The organism is Campylobacter sp. RM5063, assembly GCF_024723655.1.
Classification (GTDB): Bacteria; Campylobacterota; Campylobacteria; order Campylobacterales; family Campylobacteraceae; genus Campylobacter_D; species Campylobacter_D lari_D.
In genome coordinates this window covers 23,981-44,166 of sequence record NZ_JANQDA010000005.1, presented here as the reverse complement: position 1 = coordinate 44,166, position 20,186 = coordinate 23,981, and the positions used below count along the sequence as shown (strand labels likewise).

Genomic DNA, 20,186 nt, shown 5'->3' with positions numbered 1-20,186 from the left:
TAGTAATTAATATCTTTTATGATACAAAAATAGCCACAAAAATCAACATATATTTATTTATAATTTATTTTTTTATGTAAAAAAGTAACAAATATAAACATATATTTTTAATTGTAAATAAAATATTAGCGTAATAATAAATAATTATGAGTATTTCTTACACATCTAGCAATAATCTTTGCCTCTATATTGTAATCTTTCAAAATTTTCAAAGCCTCATTTGCATCTTTTTCACTCATTGCAGCTAAAAGTCCACCTGAAGTTTGAGGATCAAAATACACTATATCTTCATCTTTTTCATTTAAATTATCAACCCAAATTTTTAGGCTATCTTTATTTTTATAAGCTCCTGCTGGGATTATCCCCATATTAGCCATTGATAAAACTCCATCCATTAAAGGAATTTCATTTTTATACACTTCTATCATAAGCTCTTTATTTAACATTTCTTTTAAATGTCCCAAAAGACCAAAACCGGTAACATCACTTAAAGCACTAAGACTTTTAAACCTCTTTAAAATACGACTTGCATAAAGATTTAAAAAACCCATTTGTTCTACTGCTTTTAAAATCTTTGCTTTTTCTAGCAAACCAGCCTTGATAGCAGTACTAATAATACCACTACCTATAGGCTTAGTAAGTAAAATCACATCGCCATCTTTTGCGCTATTATTAGCTATAAATTTCTTAGGATGAACTACACCTGTTACACTAAGACCAAAAATAAATTCATCATTTTCTATAGTATGTCCACCTACTAGCACAGCGCCAGCTTCTTCAACCTTAACTCTAGCACCTTCTAACACTTCAAGTAAAATTTCATTGTTAAAATGACAAGTATCAAAGCCTACAATATTTAAAGCATTAATCGCCTCAGCGCCCATAGCAAATACATCACTTAAAGCATTTGCAGCAGCTATAGCGCCAAAATGATACGCACTATCAACCACGGGTGTAATAAAATCAAGAGTTTGCACCAAAGCTAAATCTTCATTTAGCTTATAAACACTTGCATCTTCATTATTATTAATACCACTTAAAATGTTTTCATGCGGTTTTAAAATGCCAAGAATTTTGTCAAGACCCACCGAGTCTAATTTGGCAGCTCAACCCGCAGCTTTTACATATTGGGTTAGTTTTTGATCTTTATATATCATAAAGAAATAATCTTTGCCTTTCCAAAAAGTTCATTTAAAATTTCATAAGCATTACCTATTTTACCTATTTTAAGCTCTTTGCTTTTGCCAAAAAATTCCAAACATGCCCCGCAACTATAAATTTCAACTCCTAAATTTTCAAGTTCTTTCATAGCTTCAAAAGCAATATGAGAGCAATCAGTATTCATCAAAACACTATCATTAACACAAAGGATTTTTGCAGGTTTATTAGATAAATCTTTTAGGGTTTTTAAAAAACCTAGCATTAGATTTTTTCCAAGTTCTCCCTCGCCCACTCTATCGCTTTTTAAAAATAACACATTGTATTCTTGTAAATTTTGTTCTTGAATTTGAACTATATCACCATCTTTTATAATACTAATAATACTTTCATCATTTACATCTTTCACACTAAAGTTCAAATTTAAAGATTTTAAAAACCTCATTACATTTTCTTTAGAAGCTTGAGAATTTAAAAGAATTTCTAAATTTTCATTTTCTTTTAACTCTTCTAAAGCCTTTTTTGTCTCTATCACAGGACGCGGACAAGCTAAATCTCTACAATCAATTTTCATTTTTTACCTTTTTTACTTAATGATATATTTTTATAACTTGTATTCAAATTAAGTTTTATCTTTTTCTTGATTTTTCTTGAAAAATAATTCTTTAAAGCGCTTATTAGTGTATTCTTCTACATCTTGTTGTAAAATTTTAAAATTTTGAATTAGCTCATAAGCTCTAGGAGTAAGCTTACTACCTGATTGACTTCCTCTTCCTTTTTTAGCAATGAGCAATTCTTCTTTCATATTTTTTTCTAAATCCTGTATATAAAGCCAAGCTTTTTTATAATTCATCCCTAGTTGTTTAGCCGCTTGGGAAATACTTCCGCATTCTCCAACTAATTCTAAAATATCTGTTTTCCCTTTACCAAAAAGTAATTCTCCATCAGGATTTTCTACCCAAATTTTGCTTTTTATATGAAATTTTTTACCTTTTTTTTCTTCAAAACAACCAAGTTCGCAGTATTTAACATCAATTTTATAAGTTTTAAGCGTAGCTCTCATATCAGCCATATTAAAGTTTTTAGCACATTCTAAAGCATCTTTACATGATATGCGACGCTTAGAATCTAGTTTTGTTTCTAATTTTTCTAAAATTTCACTTTTTGCTATATTTTTATTTAACTTTCCAAATTGACCTAACTCGCAATCTGAAATTTTTACATCCATTTTTTTTATACTAGCTTGAAAATCTTCTTTGGAGTATTGTTTTAAAAGCTCTAGTGCTTTTTTACAAGTAAGTTTATTATTTTCATCAAGATTTTTTTGAATTTGCAAATTTAATTCTTCCATGAATTAACCTTGGATTATAAGTAGTAAAAAAGGGTGCCTGTAAACACCCTTTGGGTTATTTTGCATCAAGTCCTAAATTTTGGCCCTTAAGCAAAACTCTTTTTCTATACATTGCACTAACTTCAGCTGCATCACCAACCAAAAGTGCATTTGTAGAACAAACCGCAGCACACATAGGCACTTTACCTTCTGCAATACGATTTTGTCCATAAAGTTCTCTTTCTTCATGAGAGTTAGTAGGTTCAGGACCACCTGCACACATAGTACATTTATCCATTTGACCTTTAATACCAAAAGTACCATCTCTTGGAAATTGTGGAGCACCAAAAGGACATGCATAAAGACAATACCCACAACCTATACAAGTTTTTTTATCATGTAAAACAATACCATCAGCTCTAATATAAAAGCATTTTACAGGACAAACTTGCTCACATGGAGCATCTGTGCAGTGTTGGCAGGCAAGAGTTGTTGAAAACTCTTTTCCTTCTATGCCTTCATTTAAAGTGATTACCTTTCTTCTATTAATCCCCACTGGCACTTCGTGCGCACTTGAACAAGCCACTTGACAAGCAAAGCAAGAAATACAGCGATTATTATCTACATAAAATTTCATTCTAGCCATAACTTACCCCTTAAGCCTTTTCAAGTCTGCAAAGTCCTGCATTAAATTCAGAAATTTGCGTATTTATATCAAAACCATAGTTAGTAACCGTGTTAGAACTTTCACCTATAGTATAAGGTCTAGTGCCTTCAGGATAATTATAACTTAAATCCACTCCTTGCATAATACCCGCAAAGTTATAAGGCAAGCAAATTCTATCCGGTGTAACAGAATGATTATGCACACATTTTACTTTAATCTTAGTACCTTGCGGTGAATGAATCCACATCATATCTCCATCATTTATACCATATTTTAAGGCAAGTTCAGGGTGAACATTAGCAAACATTTCAGGTGTGATTGCAGCAAGATATTTACTAGTTCTCTCAAGCATACCTGCACCACTTAAATTTACTAAACGCATACTTGAAATGATAGTTGGAAACTCTTTGCTCCAATCTTTCTTTTGTTGCTCGCTGATAAATTTACTCTCAACTCTGAAGTTTTTCTCTTGATCGCCCCAAGTAGGATATTTTTTAACCAAATCCCAACGAGGTGAGTGAATAGGCTCTCTATGTAACGGAATAGGATCTGCAAATTCCCAAACTTTCATTCTAGCTCTTGCATTACCTAAACAGCAAGCACTCTTTTCTCTACATTTTTCTAAAATAATACCTGAAATATCTGTACTCCAGCTAGCGCCCATTAATTCTTTTTCGCTATCACTTAGTTTGATATTAAATACTTTTTCAATATTTGCCTTAGTGATTTGTGGGTAACCACCTTTAACTTTACATCCTTTTGGAGTAAAGGCATCATCTGCTAATTGAGAATGTCCTTCATGCTCTAAACCAAAGCGGTTTCTAAAGCCCATACCGCCTTCTTCATAAGGCACATCAGTATTCCATAATATAGAAGTTCCCGGATGTTGTTCATCCCAACAAGGCCAAGGTAAACCATAGTATTCGCCTTTAACTTTACCACCAATACCTCTTTGAGTATCAGGATCAAAATGTTCCCAATTTTGTTGGTGTTTTCTTAAGCGTTCAGCTGAAATACCTCTTAAGCCTATACTTAAAAGACCATTACTCATTTCTCTTGTAGCATCATCAGGCCATATAAAATTATCATCATTATCATCTCTTGTTTGTACAAGCTTATGATCTTTCAATTCCATTTTCATACCGCGAGTGTATTCTTTATAAAAGCCGAATTTTTTAGCAAAAGCAAACATAATCTCTTGATCTTCTTTGCTTTCATAAATTGGTTTTACTACTTGAGAACGCCATTGCATAGCACGATTAGTCGCAGTGACATAACCTTCTGTTTCAAATTGAGTACAAGCAGGGATAATATAAATACCATCAGAACGATCTGCTAAAACTGCTACTTCATTTACAAAAGGTTCAGCGATTACAATCATATCAAGTTTTTTAAGTGCTTCTTGAATTTTTACCGTATGCGCCATAGAAGTAATACCCGTTCCTTGCACCCAAAGCACACGGATAGGTGAGTTAGAATAAGTTTTTTCTTCATGTAAAACGCCTTGCCACCATTTTGCTAGTGAAAAACCTTTTTCATGCATCCATTCTTTAGAATAAAATCTTGAATTTAAATATTCTCTATCTACATTCCAAAAATTAGCAAAATGATTCCACGCATTATCATCAAGCCCATAATAAGCTGGTAAAGTATCAGCCAAACAGCCCATATCAGTAGCACCTTGAACATTATCATGACCTCTAATGATGTTTGTTCCTGCACCTGGTTTGCCTATATTACCAAGAACGAGTTGTAAGATAGCTAGAATTCTTGTGTTGGAGCTACCTACCGAGTGTTGAGTAATACCTAAAGCCCAAAATAGCGTAGCAGGTTTGATTGTAGCTAACATTCTTGTGATTTTTTCAAGTTGAGCAGCTGGAACACCTGTTACATCTTCTACAACTTCAGGAGTCCATTTAACAGCCTCCGCTTTTATTTCTTCAACCCCATAAGTTCTAGTTTTGATTAATTCTTTATCTTCCCAACCGTTTTTGAAGATCAAATGAAGCATACCATAAACTAAAGCTATATCTGTACCTGGACGAATTCTTACATATTCATCAGCATGTACTGCAGTTTTTGTAAATACAGGATCTACAACTACCAATTTAGCATTATTACGATCTTTTGCTTGTAATAAGTGTTTAAATCCGATAGGATTTGCCACAGCAGTATTTGCACCAAAAATAATCATCATTTTTGAGTGTTTAGTCACATCACCAAAATGATTTGTCATAGCGCCATAACCCCATGTATTCGCCACACCGGCGACTGTTGCGCTGTGTCAAATTCTAGCAACGTGGTCTATATTGTTAGTACCCCAAAATGCTGCAAATTTTCTAAAATAATAAGCTTGTTGGTTATTAAATTTAGCCGAACCTAAAAACATAACACTATCAGGTCCATTTTCTTTACGGATTTCAAGCATTTTATCGCCAATTTCATTGATAGCTTGCTCCCAAGTTAAACGTACCCATTTGCCATTTTCTTTTTTCATAGGATATTTAATACGCTGCTTTGATTTAGTAAGATCGATTTGATCTATCCCTTTACAGCAGTGTGATCCTTGAGAAATAGGATGTTCTATAGCGTTTTCTTGACGCACCCAAACTCCATCTTGCACTTCTGCTTTAATTCCACAGCCTGCACTACAGATACTACAGATTGTTCTAACAATCTTAGAATCTGGATAAGGATTTGCTACTTCTTGTTCACTTGCAGCTCTAATAGCTTTGTTTTCACTACCAAAAGCCGCACTTCCAAGACCAGCAATACCAGCAAGCTTAAGAAAATTTCTTCTTGCTAATGCCATCTTCTTCCTTTCTTAATTAATAAGCTATTTTGTAGTATTTTTCCCAATGCATAGTTTTTTTATAAAGCACTTCTTTTTTAGTACTTTTTCCTAAAACTACGGTATTTTGCTCTTGGTAATCATCTTTAGCTAAAGCATTCACGCTTGCCCCAGCTACTACCCCTAAAGCACCAATTTTCAAAGATTTTTTTAAAAAATCCCTTCTTTGATTGGCCTCCATGTTCTCTCCTTTGAAATAAAAGTAAAGAATAACTATAAATACTTATTTTCAAAGTATTTATACACTTAACAAAATAAATTTTGCATATTTTCACTTAAGATTTTATTTAATTTCTATTTTCATAAAAAGATGATTTTGATAATATGTATTTTGGTAACAAAATACATATTAATTTTTATAATTTACTAAGTTCTTCTATATTTGTTTTGCTAAATTTAGTAGGAAGTCTTGGCTCATAAGGAAGTCTTTGTAAAGCCTCATCTGCTACACTTTTACCTTCTTTTTTTATAGGTGCTTGTACTTCCAAATAAGCTCTTTCATTTGCAAAAAAGACTTTCATAATATTGGCAATAGCAATGTAAAAATTTGAGTTTTTGTGGATTTGTAATTTTTCTATAAACTCATCTATTACAGGGTTTATCACAAAACGAAATAATTGCTGTGCAACTTTTAAATCATGCTCAATAATACTTGCCATAAAAGCAAACAAAAAGCCAAATTCATCTTCACTTTGCCTGCAATCTTCTTTTTTTCTAAATTTGGTTTTTCTAATAATTTCACAGGCTTGAAGCTTCATTTTACCATCATCCCTACCCTCATCATAAAAAGAAGCACTAATAGGCACATTCACATAAGAAAAATCAAAAAACACTCCATTTTGTTCTTCTTTAAAACTTGCAAAATCACATACACTAAGTTTTTCAAAATCAAATTTTAAACTATCATCTAAAGGACTTTGAGCTAAAACTAAAACCTGCTCATGCCAAATTTTAAACTCATTTTCATCGATAAAATTAAAAGCTTTTGAAAAAAATTCATAAAAATATTTACGCGAAAGATCAATATCTTGTATCATTAATTTTCCTTGTTATTTTTATTTGATTATAACAAGGAAAATTTAAAAAAATCAAGTGAGATTTTAAAATTTTGTTTTAGAATCGTAAGTAAACGATGGATTGATTTGTTTTTTATCGCTTAATTCTTTATACCAATAAGAATGTAAAATATAAACTTCTTCTTCTTCTTTATAACCACTAATCATAGAATGGATACTTCCTTTAATAGCAAATACGGCCATATAAATATGAATAGCAAAAAATACTGCACATAAAATACCCAAAATATTATGGATGATAGCTGAAGCTCTTAAAATATCTATATGAGAAATTCCAAAAATAGATTGCAAAGAAGTAGAATTAAAATCAAGGAAAAACATAAACGCACCAGTGATTATCATCAAAAAGCCACCAAAAACAGCTATATAATACCAAGATTTTTGACCAAAGTTAAACTTACCCGCAGGCACAGGTTTTTTCTCTTTGCTTAAATATCCACCTACTATCATCATCCATCTTAAATCATAACTCGCAGGAAGCATTCTTTTAATCCAACACAAAAGCATAGGAATGATGGAAATGATAAATAAAATAGTAGCAATACCATGTAAGTTTTTACACATTCTTACAAAAAATCCACCGCCAAAATACGATCCAAAAATCATAATAAGTCCGGTTGGCACAAGGATAATCCAAGAGATTGCTGCTACAAAATGAAACAATCTTTCAAATACTGAAAAAGCGTAAATTTTCTTACCATCATGAGAAAATTTCTTTGGACCTATGACCATATAATGCAAAGCAAAAGCTGAAATTACGACTATAAGTATAATCAAAACAGCACTTGCAATATACTCACCTTGCAGTTTAGTCCACAAAGCACCAAAATTTTGATAACTTTCTATATTCATCACTCTTTGCACATCCCAAATTTGAGTATTTTTAACTTCAAAATTTTCTTGAGCAAATAGAAAGTTAAAACAGGCTAAAAGAGCTAGTATAACTCTATGCATAAATTACTCCTAAACATTACACGCTAGAAAAAGCTTAGCATTGTAGTTTTGTTAATTTTCAGTTTCCATTTTTATTTTAAAAAAAGTTTTATTTAAAAAACATAAATTTGCAAAAAACTACAAAAAAACTCAATTTTTAGTTTCTTTTTGAATAATTTTCATAACAAAACTCTCTTATCATAGATAAATTTTCATTCTTATCTAAGAACATTAAATTTGGAAGTCTTACTCCATTAAAAGTAGTGTTTTTAACTATGGAATAATGAATTTGATCTAAAAATACTATTTTTTGTCCTATTTTTAACTCTTGATTAAAAGCATACTCACCCATGATATCCCCTGCTAAGCAAGTATTGCCACCAAGTAAATAAGCAAATTCATTTTCTTTTAACTCGCTGTAATTTTGTCCATCACGACTTGATAAAATTCTAGCATTTAAAACCTCGCTTGTATAAGGCATAATGATAGTATCTGGCATATGAGCTTCGCTTGAAGTATCTAAAATAGCTATTTTTTTCTCATTTTCTACTATATCTATTACACTTGCAACTAAAGTCCCGCACTGCCAACCCACAGCCTCACCTGGCTCAAGATACACTTGTACTCCATATTTATCGCTAAATTTTTTACAAAGATCAATTAGTTTTTGCGTGTCATAACCTTCTTTAGTAATATGATGACCTCCACCAAAATTAACCCATTTTATATTTTTAATAAATTTTGAAAATTTAGCTTCAAAAGCATTTAACACAAGCTCTAAAGAATACGCACTTTCTTCACATAAAGCATGAAAATGAAGCCCACTTAAAGCACTTAAATCTTCATTTTCAAAATCAATCGCACGAATTCCTAATCTTGAAAATCTACCACAAGGATTATAAAGTTCTTTTGGAGCCACTGAAAGCTCTGGATTACAACGCAAACCAAGAGACTTGTGGCTTGCTTTATCTTTAAATTTTTTAAACTGATTAAAAGAATTAAATACTATATGGTGTGAAAGATCTATGATTTCATCTATTTCATCATCTTTAAAAGCAGGTGAAAAAGTATGAATTTCTTTGTTCATATATTCTTTTGCAAATTTAGCTTCCCAAAGCCCACTGCAAGTACAACCTGATAGATACTCACCCACTATATCCATAGCACCTGAAAAAGCAAAACCCTTTAGAGCAAGCAAGACTTTTGCTCCACTTTGCTCACTCACTTTAGCCAAAAGCTCACAATTTTTTCTAAGCTTGTCTTCTTCTAAAATATAAGCAGGAGTTTGAAAGTCTTTATCTAAATGATTTTTAATTAGCATTATTTGTCCTTAATTTTTTAATTTAAAACCACTTGTATAACAAATCATATTAAAATTATATCTTGTTTTTATAATTTACAATCATTAATCAAACAATAGCTATAATCAAAATCCAAATCAAAATTAATTTAGGAGTAAAAATTTAATGGATAGAAGGTTATTTTTAAAATTTAATGCTTTAGGTTTAGCAAGTATTAGCAGTGCTTATGCAATGGGGGATCATTCTCATCATAATATGCACTCAAAACATACACAAAAAGATACAAAAGAAATCGATACTTCTTTTATCAAACTAGAAAATCCAAACATTAAACTACTCGATGAAAAAGACTTTCCTAGCGGACAAACATTAGCAAATTTAAAACTTCTAAAAAACACAAGCACAAAGAAAAATTTCTTTAGATCAAGTATAGAAATCAAAGAAAGTCAAATAGAGCTTGTTAAAGGTAAAAAAACAAAATGCTTTACTTACAATGGCTCTATACCTGGACCTAAAATAGAAGTTTATGAAGGTGATACGGTTGAAATTTTGGTAAAAAATAGTTTAAAAGAACCAACTACAATCCACTGGCATGGACTTGACATACCACCTGAGCAAGATGGCAACCCACACGATCCTATCATGCCTGGTAGAGAAAGAATTTATCGCTTTAAACTTGGAGAAAATTCAGCAGGAACTTACTGGTATCATCCACACCCACACTACACCACAGCAAAGCAAGTTTATAAAGGCTTAGCAGGGGTATTTGTAGTAAAAGCTAGAAAAGATGCGTTGTCGCATTTACAAGAACAAGATTGGGTGATTAGTGATTTGCGTTTAGATGAAAACGCACAAATTCCTGATAATAATTTATTTGATTGGCTAAATGGTAGAGAAGGAAATTTAGTTCTTATCAATGGACAATTAAAACCAAAAATAACACTTGACAAAGCTCAAAGAATTCGTATTTATAATTTTTGTGCGGCAAGATATTTAATTTTACGCATTAAAGGTGCTAAATTTATTTTAGTAGGAACTGATGGAGGGCTTATAGAAAAAGGTGTTGAATTAGATGAGTTATTTTTAAGTCCTGCTTCAAGAGTAGAAGTGCTAATCAAAGCAAGCAAGGGTGAATTTAAACTTGAAAGTACTTATTATGACCGCGATAAAATGCTTGTTAAAGAAGAACCTTACACTCTTATGTTAGCTGATCTTAAAGTAGAAAAAACTATAGAAAACATACCTGAAAAATTACGCGATTTTCCACCTTTAAAAGAAGCTACAAGCTTTAAAGAAGTGATTATGAGTGAAGATCATATGCAAATGCATGGTATTAGTAAAAAAAGTGAAGAAGAAATCAAAAAAAGCCTTGCCTCTATGTTTTTAATCAATGGTAAAACATTTGATATGAATAGAACGGATTTAACCTCAAAATTAAATGAAGTAGAAGAATGGGTAGTAAAAAACAAATCGCATATGGATCATCCTTTCCATATACATGGAACACAATTTGAACTCATATCTTCTAAATTTAAGGGTAAAATAACAAAAGCAAAATTCAGAGCATTGCAAGATACGATTAATGTAAGACCTGGAGAAGAATTAAGACTTAGAATGAGTCAAAAATTTACCGGTATTAGAATGTTTCACTGCCATATTTTAGAGCATGAAGATCTTGGAATGATGGGAATTTTAGAAATAAAAGAATAAAGGTAAAAAATGGTAAAAGTTGAATTTCTAGGGCCAATTAACAAAGAAAGCTTAGAACTAAATGTAAGCAATCTTAAAGAATTAAAAGCAATTTTAGGACAAGATGAAAGCTTAAAAGAATGGCTTGAACTTTGTGCAGTTGCTTTAAATGATGAAATGGTTTTTGATGATGAAACTACCTTAAAAGATGGGGATAAAATTTATTTATTACCACCGGTTTGTGGAGGATGAGTTATGTTTGAATTACACCAAGGAGCCTTAGAAATTCCTAGCATTTATGCTAGATGGTATGAATATGCTAAAGATAAAAACTGCGGAGCTTTGATCACATTTTGCGGTATAGTGAGGGCTGAAGATGAGATTGAGGCTTTGAGTTTTGATATATATGAGCCTTTATTAAAAACTTGGTTTGAAAAATGGTGCCAAAAACTTGCAAATGAAAATGTAAGCTTGATGTTTGCTCACTCTATCGGCGAGGTTAAGGTGCATGAGAGTTCTTATTTTGCTGGGGTTTTAAGCAAGCAAAGAAAATTAGGACTTAAGTTAATTAATGATTTTGTAGAAGATTTTAAAGCAAGCGCACCTATATGGAAATATGATATCATTAATGGCGAAAAAATTTATGCCAAAGAACGCTCTTTGAAACTTCAAGGAGCAGGAATTTTAAGCACTAAGGACTAAAATGCTAACTTCTTATAGCCAAAGTTTAGACATACTTCATTCACACATACAAGCGTATGAAAAGATAGAAAACATCGCTTTAACACAGTGCTTAGATAGAATTTTAGCCATAGATATCAAAGCTTCCACTAACAACCCTCAATTTCCTACTGCTTCTATGGATGGCTATGCGATTAAATTTAGCGAACAAGATGAGCCTTTGTCTATCATAGGCGAAGTACCTGCTGGAATTTTCCCAAGCTTTAAAATACAAAATAAAGAATGTGTTAAAACCTTTACAGGCTCTTTGATGAGTGAAGGTTGTGATACCTTAGTACCTGTGGAAAAAGTTGAAGTTAAAAATGGTGTGATTTATATAAAAGAAAAAGTTCCACAAGGCTTTGCTGTGAGAAAGGTGGGCGAGAGCTACACTAAAGGTGAAATTTTACTCACAAAAGGCACAAAGCTAAGCTATAGCGAGATAGCACTTTTAGCTGAGCTTGGATATTTTCACATTAGTGTTTTTGCCAAACCTATCATAGGCGTGCTAAGTAGTGGAAGTGAGATCAAAGACTTGGGCGAAAGCTTAGAGCACCCTGCACAAATTCGCTCATCAAACCATATAGCCATAGCTAATATGGCGAAAAAACTTGGTGCTGAAGCTAGAATTTTTCCACTTTTAAAAGATGATATGCAAAAAACCCCAAGTGTTTTAAAACAAGCACTTAATGCATGTGATATTTTAGTTACCACTGGTGGAGTTTCCATGGGGGATTTTGACTTTTTAAAACAAGCTGTTAAAGAGTATGAAATCATCTTAGACAAAGTCGATGTAAAACCTGGAAAACATATCAAAATAGCCAAATTTGAAGATAAATTCATCTTTGCCCTGCCGGGTTTTCCATACTCGGCTATGGTAATGTTTAATTTATATGTAAGAGAACTTTTAAATATTTGGCTTTTACAAGAAAAAGACTATATATTTAAAGCATTTGCAAATACTGACTATAAGAAAAAAAGTTCGCATTTAGAATTTGTAGCTTGTAATATAGAATTTAAAGATGGAAAAATTTATGCCAATTTAAAAGGTAAAAAACAAGGCTCAAGTGCTATCATCAACAACCTTAACCACAAGGCTGCACTTATGATAGCAAATGATGATATAAAAGAAAATGATTTGGTTGATATAATTTTTATGCCTTGATTTACGCTGGATGAGAGCTTATGCGTTGTCCTTTTTCATCATAAGTTACAATCCAACTACCTTCTTTTATACTAACACTAGAACCTGTAAATCCTATCAAAGTATCACCTTTGTTTGTATTTACTGGCTTACTATAAAGCCTCCTATTTCCATCATAAACTTCTACCCATGAACCACTAACTTTAGCCAAAGTAATAGCCATTTTTTCTCCTTTAATTAAAATCGAAGGACGATAATATCAAAAAAAAAAAAAAAAAACGCAAGAGCCGATTAGTCATTTTTAAAAATTGATGATTTAAGGCAAAATTTAACAAGGATATAAAATAGATAAAAAATTAAATGATTTTTTTAAATTAAGAAAAGAATTTTATACTTTCTTTGATGAACACATACCAAAAATGGAAAAAGTTGATATTTTTGATTTTTCTAAAGCAAAAACTATGGGATGTAAAGGAAGTTTATAATCATTTTATAAATCGACTATGCTATAAAAAAATGCTCGCTTGATATTTATAGAGCTTTTGATATTAGCTATAACAAAGATATAAAAAAGATTTTTAATGACAAGGTATAAATTTTTAACTTTTATTAAATTTTAAAAAAGATTTTTTAATCTTGATTTTTAATAAATTCGCTTTTATTAAATTCTTTAAAATTATACCAAGCTAAGACATTATAAACAAATCCTATAACAAAAAATACAAATCCTATTAAAATAGGCAATGTTAAAAAACCATAAAAATACATTTTACAAACTTTTATAAAATAAAACTGATTAGCTACTCTAGCTATCTCATAAAAAATTCTTTTTAAGAATTTAAAATATAGCAAACAAAATAAAATATGTATAGCCAACAAAAACGGAGTAAAAAACATTAATAAAAAATATTCTTCATTTAAAAAAACATAATAAAAAAATAAAATCATAAAATAAAGTAAAATAAAATAAAAAAATAAAATAAAAAGTGTTATAAAATAATTCTTGAACAAATTCTTAGCACTAGTATAAGTTTTTAATGATATAAAACTATCATATATAATGTCGCGCTAATTACACTTAAAAAACCCATATAAGGCATAAAAGAACATAAATAAAAAGTTAAAGAAAAAAGGGCTATAACCCTCACATTTTTAGATTTCTTTTTTATATCTATCATTTATTACCTCTTAAACTAGCTTGAATTTTTTCAAAAAGCATTTTTGCTTGTTTTTGATTTTGCTCTAACTCGCTTAAAATTTCCTCTATTTCACGCAAAGTTTTTTCTTCTTTTGTATTTGGATTTTTAGCACTTAAATCATAATTTCTTTCTTCAAGTTCTTTTTTACTTACCAAATAAGAATTAGCCGTGATTTTTCTTTCTTTATAACATTTTAAAAATTCTTGCAAATGCGTGTATTCTAAAGGTTTATTTTTAGTCAATTTAAAAGGTGGTACAAGCTCATAGTAATACACACTTTCATCATTTTCACCACAAATGCTTCTTTGCCCTTTAGAGAAAAAAAGCACATTAGTTTTTACCGCACTATAAGGTAAAAATATCCCACTTGGCAAGCTTAAAACACATTCAAGATTAAAATTTTCTAGCAAGTCTTTTTTTACACTCACAAAGGCATTTGAATTTTGAAAAAGCACTCCTTCAGGCACTACTATGGCACATCTTCCATTGTTTTTCAAAGACTTTAAAATATGTTGTAAAAACAAAAGCTCAGTAGCGTTTGATTTTACAGGAAAGTTATTTTGAATTTGATCTTTTTCTTTGCCGCCAAAAGGAGGATTTGCCAAAATCACTTCGTATTTTTCATTTTCAGTTATGTCTGTGATTTTTTTATTTAGAGTATTGGTTTTGATGATATTTAGGGACTTAACCTCATGTAAGATCATATTCATCACACCCATTGCATAACTAAGTGGAGTTTTTTCTTTACCGAACAAGGCATCATTTTGTAAAAATTCAAGTTCTTCCACACTCAAATTTGCTTTTTTCTTTTTTGCCCTATCTTCATAGAGAATATGCAAAAAACTCTCTACTAAAAATCCACAACTCCCACACGCAGGATCGTAAATTCTCTCTTTTGCTTTAGGGTCTAGCACCTCCACCATAGCTCTAACCAAAGGTCTTGGGGTATAAAACTCCCCGCTATTTCCCCCATCACTTCCCATGTCTTTTAAAAGCTTCTCATAAACCTCACCCAAAGCAAATACATCACTTTCTTTGCTAAAACTTAGCTCATCAACTAAATTTATAACCTCTCTTAAAGTATGGCCATTAGCTATGCGGTTGTCTATAAATTCAAAAATTCCGCCTATCTTATACTCTATACTTTTGAAATTTTCATTATCTTTGAAACTTTTTAGGTATGGAAAAAGCTCATCATTCACAAAGCTTAGCAAATCACTTCCACTTAAAGCGTTTTTTACATCAAGCTTTCCTTCACTTGTTTTAGGTGCTGCCCAAGCCCTCCAACTAAATTTTTCTTGCAAAATAGCCCTATAAGGCTTTTCATCTAGCTCAGCTTCTAGCTTTAACTCTTCTTCATAATCATCTAAAAATTTCAAAAAAAGCACCCAGCTAATCTGCTCACTATAATGCATAGCACCACTTATGCCATCATCTCTTCTTAGAATATCTGTGATTTTATCGATTTTACTTTGCATTTTTATCCTTTAAAGCTTTTAAAATAACCTTATCAAAATCTGACTTATAGTTTTTATCTTGAATAACTCTAAATTTATAAAATTCTTCCTTAGCAAAATCATCTGCTAATTTCTTACTTATTTTGCCATTATCTTTTAAAATTTCTCTTTCATTGAATTCTAAAAAAATATCTAATCTATCTTTCCAATCTTGCATAGTCATAGCTATGTTTTTCTTTGCTCTATCTTCAGCATAGTCAAGATACATACCAACTATACGATTTAACTCCAAAAGTTCATCTTGACTAAGATAATTTTTAGCAATCACCACATCGCTTTGCAAAATTTTTCCTTCAGGAGCATTTTTCCATGAATAAAGTCCCATATTTTCTTTTTTATGATCTGCTCTTTGTTTTATAAGCTCTGCTGCAGTGTGTCCATGTGTAGCAAAATGGAGTTTATTTTGCACACTAGCAAAAAATTCTTTAGTCAATTCATCATTTTTGTCATAATCAATCGCTGTTGTATAAATATCAGTTATCTTTTGATAAAACAACCTCTCACTAGCTCTTATTTCTCTGATTTCTTCTAAAAGCTCATCAAAATAGTTTTTATTTATCACACTACCATTTTTCAGACGCTCTTTATCTAATACATATCCTTTAATGCTAAATTGTTTTAAGATTGTTGTAGCCCATTGTCTAAACTTTGTGGCTTTATAAGAATTTATTCTATACCCTACACTTATAATAACATCAAGATTATAAAATGCTATCTTCCTTTTAACTTCTCTTTTTCCTTCTTTTTGAACTACCGAGAATTCCTCGGAAGTTGAATTTTTATCAAGTTCATTTTCTTTATAGATATTACTAAGGTGTAGATAAATATTATCACTAGAACATTCAAATAACTTAGCCATTAAAGCTACGCTAAGCCATATATCATCATCTTTATAAATCACTTCTAAAAAATCTTCTTGATTTTCTAAACTAAAACTTAAAAAATCCATAGAAAGATTTCGTTTTATATTTTTTTGCATTTTTATCCTTCAAAAAATATGCTAAAAAAATCAAAATTTTTTAGCATATTTAGTCCATATGTTAAAATTTGATAAAAATTTTAACATTTACAATCTTCCTTGAAAAGCTTTATCTAGCAAGGACTTTTTAAGCTCTTGTAGATTTTTTATCTGCATTTGATAGTTTTGTTTTAAATTTTTTACATTAGAAGAAAGCTCATCTAAATAAGAAGCGATTTTCTTTTGCTCTTTGAATGGGGGAAGTGCAATAGGACATTTTTCTAAAATATTTAAATTTAATTTTGCAGTATGCGTTCCACCACCAACTTTATTATTATCAATCCATCCTTCAATAAAACAAGAATTTAAAAAATAAACCAAATAGTCACTTATAATTTTAACTTTTGGTTTTAAAAGCCCTAAGCTAACGAAAATACTAAATTCAAATTCTAAAGAAATTTTTATAGCTTTTCCCAAAGTTCCAATACGACAAATTAAAATATCTCCAAATTCAGGCTCAGCTCTTTTTATAAGCTTGTTATGCTCTTCTAGTGAAATGTATTTGACATCGCTTAAATCAAAAAAACCTTTAGAGATATTTTTAACAGATAAAAAAGGAATCCCTGTTTTTATATAATTAGGTGTTTTGTGTGTTCCATCTGTAATAAAACATATTTCCCCTAAACTTTTCCATTCCCAACCTTGTGGGAGTTTGTAGTTTTCCTTAGCATTATCTTTTAAGGGGTTAAAAGCTTTTTGCAAGGCACTTTGCATTAACTCATCTAAATTTAGCAAATCTTGCTCTAAAATTTTAATACTCTCATCTATCTTTGCAAAACTCTCATCTAAAATCCCCACTATCCTTTCTTGCTCTTGTAAAGGTGGTAAGGGAATTTTAGTTTCTTTAATTGTTTTAGTACTAATAGCTTTAAAAGTCGAACCTGTTGAATTATCATTAAAATATTTTTTTAAAGTTAACAAATAAAAAAACAAAAATTCATTATTTATCTTAATGCCATTTAAAGAACACAATCCGCGTCCTATTGCTATATCTTCAGAAGCAATATTCACTTCACCAACAGGTGCTCTCACAGACAATACAACAAAATTCTTTTTTGCAATTTTTCTGATGTCTGAAGTAACAAAATCGGATTTATTTATATATTTATCAGAAAAAGCTATTTTTCCTTGATGAAATTCAATTAAATCTTTATTTTTATCTTTATTGAAAATACAATTTCCGCTTGGAGATTGTCCCATAACTACTTCACAAATTTCACCTAAGCTTTTCCATTCCCAACCCTGCGGTAAATTTGTCATTTTATTTTGCATTATCATTTTCTTCTATATCAAGGCTTTTTAATAGTGCCTCAAATTGTTCTTTGTCTTTATTTTTAATATTTTCAATAATAATATTAATAACTTTATGTATTTCTAATAAATCTAAAGGCATTTTAGCTCTTTCAATATTTTCTAAATGAGAAAATTCGTTAATTACTCTATTAATTAAAATAGCGTTCTCTTCTCCAAAAAAAATATAATATTTTGTCATTAGATTATCATTATTTGGATATTTAAAATACATATAAGTATCTAAAAATTTTCTAATATTATTTGCCAGACTATAATATGAATCTATAGTAATATTTGTGTTGTTATAGTTTTTAAAAATTTGCTCAAATAGATAATTAAATTCAGTTACATACTTACGAATATAATCAGGTAAAATTTTAATATCACTATTGTTTGTTTTTTCTATCAAATACATAAAACTTTTTTTATCATTTTTATCGTATCCTGTTAAACTTTTTAGGTATCTTAGAAAATCTAAATTATGCGTTGATATAAAAAGTTGAGAATATTTGTTACCTTTAATCTTTTTTGCGATTTTAGTTTCTATTAAAGAGAAGATAAAAAATATATGATTGTTATCTAGGCTAGATATAGGGTCGTCTATCCATATTATAGGATTTTTATCTTTAGTTTTTGCATCTTCCAAACTTGCCACAAAATAGCAAAAGGCTACCAAACTACACTCACCCTCACTTAAATTCTTAGCTTGTTTGCCATTTCTTAAAATCTCAAATTCTCCATTTAATTGTCCTTTGTCATCTTTTTTTGCTTTTAACTCTAGCATATTATGTCCAAAATATGATTTTAAATATTTGTTTATATTGCTTGTAGAGGTTTCTAGATTACTAAGTTTTTCTTTATATTTTTCTATTCTACTTTCTAAAAGATCTATTTTGTTATTTTGTGTTGCAATACTTTTCTCCAAAGTATTTATATTTTGTTTTAAATTTTGAATTTCATCTTGTATAGCAAAACAATCACTATCTTTAGCAAATTTTGCTACTTCATTCAGTCTTAATTTTTCTCTTGCTTCATCTTGATTTGTTGATAATTTATTTATGTATTTATCATTTTCTTTACATAAATTTTCAATTTTGTTTAATATTAAAAATATCTCATCTGAAAAATCATTTATGTTTTCTAATTTTATAGGAGTAAAAACATCTTTTTGTTTTTGCTTTAATTTTTCTTCTATTTTTAATAACTCTTCGTTGTATTTTTCAATACTTACTCCTAGCTGTTCTCTCAAGTCAATAAAACTATCTTTATAGTTAGAATAAAAATTTTCATATTCAATACCTAGCAATAAATTTTTTGATTCTAGTTTATAACTTTCAAAATTATCTAGTAAATCTTTTAATTCTTCTTCAATTTGTTCTTTTTCTCCACTATCATCTTTTATGTTATTTTCAATCCAAGCTATTCTTTCTAGTGTTAAAGGGTTATTACAAAATTTACATTGCCGTGTAGATGAATGCTCTTTGTGAAATTCCAAACCCTCTTCTAGCCATTTTCTCAATTCGCTTGTTAAATTTTCTTTAATGATAACTTCTTTTTCAAGAATCCCTAATGAGCGTTTTAAAATACCTTGAAAATTATCTTTATTAAAAGTATTGTTGAAATTTATATTTTGTTTTTCTTTATCTTCTAAGATTTTGATAAATTGATTTTGTTCTTCATTGTTAAGAATATAATCGTCTTCATTATTTTTAATTATATTTAAATCTTTTTTTAATGCTGTCTTGTTGTATCTATATCCTTTCAAATAATTTGGATTTGTCGCTATCAAGCTAGCTTTTTCTGTAAATTTTTGTTCTAATTTTGTTTCTCTATCATCATTCAAAAACTCTTTTTTATCATTCTCTAATTTTTGCAATTTTTCATTTCTTGTTTTTAAAATTTTCTCTCTTTTTTCAATTATTTCTTTTATATTTTTTTGCTCTACACCTATACTTTTAAAACCTTTTATATTCCCTTTTTTATCATATAAATAATTTAAGTTTTCCTTTGCAAAATCGCTATTATAAACCCTAATGTCTAAATTAGAATTTATTACATCATCTTGATTTAGAAAGCTACCATTTTCTAACTCTATTTTAAATTTTCCTTCTAAAAAATCTTCATTCTTTTTTTTAAGCTCAAAACTTCTAGCTATCCTTGAAAGTGTAGTTTTACCTGAATAATTTCTACCATAAAAAATATTAATTGTTTTAAATTCTTCAAGATTATTACCCCATTTAAAATTTTTATAAGAGCCAAAATTTATTTCATCAAATTTTAAAATTTTCAT

General features: G+C 29.8%; 19 protein-coding genes. 4 read left to right on the top strand and 15 right to left on the bottom strand.

Going from position 1 to position 20,186, the window contains the following annotated elements; all coding sequences use genetic code 11:
* Positions 1-125: 125 nt before the first annotated feature.
* From selD to nspC, 9 genes are all read right to left on the bottom strand, one after another.
* Positions 126-1,157: a selenide, water dikinase SelD gene (gene selD, locus CAMP5063_RS02855; protein ID WP_337194789.1), complete on the bottom strand. Its 1,032-nt coding sequence runs from the start codon at positions 1,155-1,157 to the stop codon at positions 126-128.
* A complete protein-coding gene (gene yedF / locus CAMP5063_RS02850; protein ID WP_337194788.1) occupies positions 1,154-1,732 on the bottom strand; it encodes a sulfurtransferase-like selenium metabolism protein YedF in 579 nt (192 codons plus the stop codon). Before yedF ends, selD begins: the two co-directional genes overlap by 4 nt.
* Positions 1,733-1,780: 48 nt before the next feature.
* Positions 1,781-2,509: a winged helix-turn-helix domain-containing protein gene (locus tag CAMP5063_RS02845; RefSeq protein WP_133319413.1), complete on the bottom strand. Its 729-nt coding sequence runs from the start codon at positions 2,507-2,509 to the stop codon at positions 1,781-1,783.
* Positions 2,510-2,564: 55 nt separating this feature from the next.
* A complete protein-coding gene (gene fdh3B / locus CAMP5063_RS02840) occupies positions 2,565-3,134 on the bottom strand; it encodes a formate dehydrogenase FDH3 subunit beta (protein ID WP_337194787.1) in 570 nt (189 codons plus the stop codon).
* Between the two features lie 10 nt (positions 3,135-3,144).
* Complete coding sequence (locus CAMP5063_RS02835; RefSeq protein ID WP_337194786.1) at positions 3,145-5,967, bottom strand: formate dehydrogenase subunit alpha; 2,823 nt, start codon at positions 5,965-5,967, stop codon at positions 3,145-3,147.
* Positions 5,968-5,983: 16 nt separating this feature from the next.
* A complete protein-coding gene (locus CAMP5063_RS02830; protein WP_012661099.1) occupies positions 5,984-6,187 on the bottom strand; it encodes a twin-arginine translocation signal domain-containing protein in 204 nt (67 codons plus the stop codon).
* 175 nt (positions 6,188-6,362) lie between these two features.
* Positions 6,363-7,043: a TorD/DmsD family molecular chaperone gene (locus CAMP5063_RS02825; protein WP_263660536.1), complete on the bottom strand. Its 681-nt coding sequence runs from the start codon at positions 7,041-7,043 to the stop codon at positions 6,363-6,365.
* 63 nt (positions 7,044-7,106) lie between these two features.
* Entirely contained in the window at positions 7,107-8,036 is a 930-nt protein-coding gene (locus CAMP5063_RS02820) for a formate dehydrogenase subunit gamma (RefSeq protein WP_039627999.1), read from the bottom strand.
* Between the two features lie 136 nt (positions 8,037-8,172).
* Positions 8,173-9,336, bottom strand: a complete 1,164-nt coding sequence (gene nspC / locus CAMP5063_RS02815; RefSeq protein WP_337194785.1) for a carboxynorspermidine decarboxylase — start codon at positions 9,334-9,336, stop codon at positions 8,173-8,175.
* 145 nt (positions 9,337-9,481) lie between these two features.
* On the opposite strand from nspC, the gene CAMP5063_RS02810 reads away from it, so the two are divergent.
* The 4 genes from CAMP5063_RS02810 to CAMP5063_RS02795 are packed head-to-tail and all read left to right on the top strand — an operon-like array spanning position 9,482 to position 12,890.
* Complete coding sequence (locus CAMP5063_RS02810) at positions 9,482-11,026, top strand: multicopper oxidase family protein (RefSeq protein WP_337194784.1); 1,545 nt, start codon at positions 9,482-9,484, stop codon at positions 11,024-11,026.
* A gap of 9 nt (positions 11,027-11,035) precedes the next feature.
* Entirely contained in the window at positions 11,036-11,257 is a 222-nt protein-coding gene (locus CAMP5063_RS02805) for a MoaD/ThiS family protein (RefSeq protein WP_337194783.1), read from the top strand.
* A 3-nt stretch (positions 11,258-11,260) separates the two neighbouring features.
* Positions 11,261-11,707 (top strand): molybdopterin synthase catalytic subunit, encoded by a 447-nt coding sequence (locus tag CAMP5063_RS02800; RefSeq protein WP_039627992.1) that lies wholly within the window; start codon positions 11,261-11,263, stop codon positions 11,705-11,707.
* A 1-nt stretch (position 11,708) separates the two neighbouring features.
* Positions 11,709-12,890, top strand: a complete 1,182-nt coding sequence (locus CAMP5063_RS02795; protein ID WP_337194782.1) for a molybdopterin molybdotransferase MoeA — start codon at positions 11,709-11,711, stop codon at positions 12,888-12,890.
* A gap of 1 nt (position 12,891) precedes the next feature.
* Here the strand turns inward: CAMP5063_RS02795 and CAMP5063_RS02790 are convergent, their stop codons facing one another.
* From CAMP5063_RS02790 to CAMP5063_RS02765, 6 genes are all read right to left on the bottom strand, one after another.
* Positions 12,892-13,092 (bottom strand): hypothetical protein, encoded by a 201-nt coding sequence (locus tag CAMP5063_RS02790; protein WP_133319423.1) that lies wholly within the window; start codon positions 13,090-13,092, stop codon positions 12,892-12,894.
* 407 nt (positions 13,093-13,499) lie between these two features.
* Positions 13,500-13,766 carry a hypothetical protein gene (locus tag CAMP5063_RS02785; RefSeq protein ID WP_337194781.1) on the bottom strand — a complete coding sequence of 89 codons (267 nt, stop codon included), beginning with the start codon at positions 13,764-13,766 and terminating at the stop codon, positions 13,500-13,502.
* 277 nt (positions 13,767-14,043) lie between these two features.
* Positions 14,044-15,546, bottom strand: a complete 1,503-nt coding sequence (locus CAMP5063_RS02780) for a class I SAM-dependent DNA methyltransferase (protein ID WP_337194780.1) — start codon at positions 15,544-15,546, stop codon at positions 14,044-14,046.
* Positions 15,536-16,564, bottom strand: a complete 1,029-nt coding sequence (locus CAMP5063_RS02775) for a virulence RhuM family protein (RefSeq protein WP_337194779.1) — start codon at positions 16,562-16,564, stop codon at positions 15,536-15,538. The genes CAMP5063_RS02780 and CAMP5063_RS02775 overlap by 11 nt, the downstream gene beginning before the upstream one ends.
* Before the next feature lie 87 nt (positions 16,565-16,651).
* Entirely contained in the window at positions 16,652-17,881 is a 1,230-nt protein-coding gene (locus CAMP5063_RS02770; RefSeq protein ID WP_337194778.1) for a restriction endonuclease subunit S, read from the bottom strand.
* Positions 17,865-20,186 carry an AAA family ATPase gene (locus CAMP5063_RS02765; protein ID WP_337194777.1) on the bottom strand — a complete coding sequence of 774 codons (2,322 nt, stop codon included), beginning with the start codon at positions 20,184-20,186 and terminating at the stop codon, positions 17,865-17,867. Before CAMP5063_RS02765 ends, CAMP5063_RS02770 begins: the two co-directional genes overlap by 17 nt.

What these genes read in the sequence shown, in the direction of transcription:
- fdh3B (WP_337194787.1), bottom strand. Translation starts at nt 3,134, where the DNA reads ATGGCTAGAATGAAATTTTATGTAGATAATAATCGCTGTATTTCTTGC.
- yedF (WP_337194788.1), bottom strand. Translation starts at nt 1,732, where the DNA reads ATGAAAATTGATTGTAGAGATTTAGCTTGTCCGCGTCCTGTGATAGAG.
- CAMP5063_RS02775 (WP_337194779.1), bottom strand. Translation starts at nt 16,564, where the DNA reads ATGCAAAAAAATATAAAACGAAATCTTTCTATGGATTTTTTAAGTTTT.
- CAMP5063_RS02810 (WP_337194784.1), top strand. Translation starts at nt 9,482, where the DNA reads ATGGATAGAAGGTTATTTTTAAAATTTAATGCTTTAGGTTTAGCAAGT.
- CAMP5063_RS02795 (WP_337194782.1), top strand. Translation starts at nt 11,709, where the DNA reads ATGCTAACTTCTTATAGCCAAAGTTTAGACATACTTCATTCACACATA.
- CAMP5063_RS02765 (WP_337194777.1), bottom strand. Translation starts at nt 20,186, where the DNA reads ATGAAAATTTTAAAATTTGATGAAATAAATTTTGGCTCTTATAAAAAT.
- CAMP5063_RS02790 (WP_133319423.1), bottom strand. Translation starts at nt 13,092, where the DNA reads ATGGCTATTACTTTGGCTAAAGTTAGTGGTTCATGGGTAGAAGTTTAT.
- CAMP5063_RS02805 (WP_337194783.1), top strand. Translation starts at nt 11,036, where the DNA reads ATGGTAAAAGTTGAATTTCTAGGGCCAATTAACAAAGAAAGCTTAGAA.
- nspC (WP_337194785.1), bottom strand. Translation starts at nt 9,336, where the DNA reads ATGCTAATTAAAAATCATTTAGATAAAGACTTTCAAACTCCTGCTTAT.
- CAMP5063_RS02770 (WP_337194778.1), bottom strand. Translation starts at nt 17,881, where the DNA reads ATGATAATGCAAAATAAAATGACAAATTTACCGCAGGGTTGGGAATGG.
- CAMP5063_RS02825 (WP_263660536.1), bottom strand. Translation starts at nt 7,043, where the DNA reads ATGATACAAGATATTGATCTTTCGCGTAAATATTTTTATGAATTTTTT.
- CAMP5063_RS02785 (WP_337194781.1), bottom strand. Translation starts at nt 13,766, where the DNA reads ATGTTTTTTACTCCGTTTTTGTTGGCTATACATATTTTATTTTGTTTG.
- CAMP5063_RS02800 (WP_039627992.1), top strand. Translation starts at nt 11,261, where the DNA reads ATGTTTGAATTACACCAAGGAGCCTTAGAAATTCCTAGCATTTATGCT.
- CAMP5063_RS02820 (WP_039627999.1), bottom strand. Translation starts at nt 8,036, where the DNA reads ATGCATAGAGTTATACTAGCTCTTTTAGCCTGTTTTAACTTTCTATTT.
- CAMP5063_RS02845 (WP_133319413.1), bottom strand. Translation starts at nt 2,509, where the DNA reads ATGGAAGAATTAAATTTGCAAATTCAAAAAAATCTTGATGAAAATAAT.
- CAMP5063_RS02780 (WP_337194780.1), bottom strand. Translation starts at nt 15,546, where the DNA reads ATGCAAAGTAAAATCGATAAAATCACAGATATTCTAAGAAGAGATGAT.
- CAMP5063_RS02830 (WP_012661099.1), bottom strand. Translation starts at nt 6,187, where the DNA reads ATGGAGGCCAATCAAAGAAGGGATTTTTTAAAAAAATCTTTGAAAATT.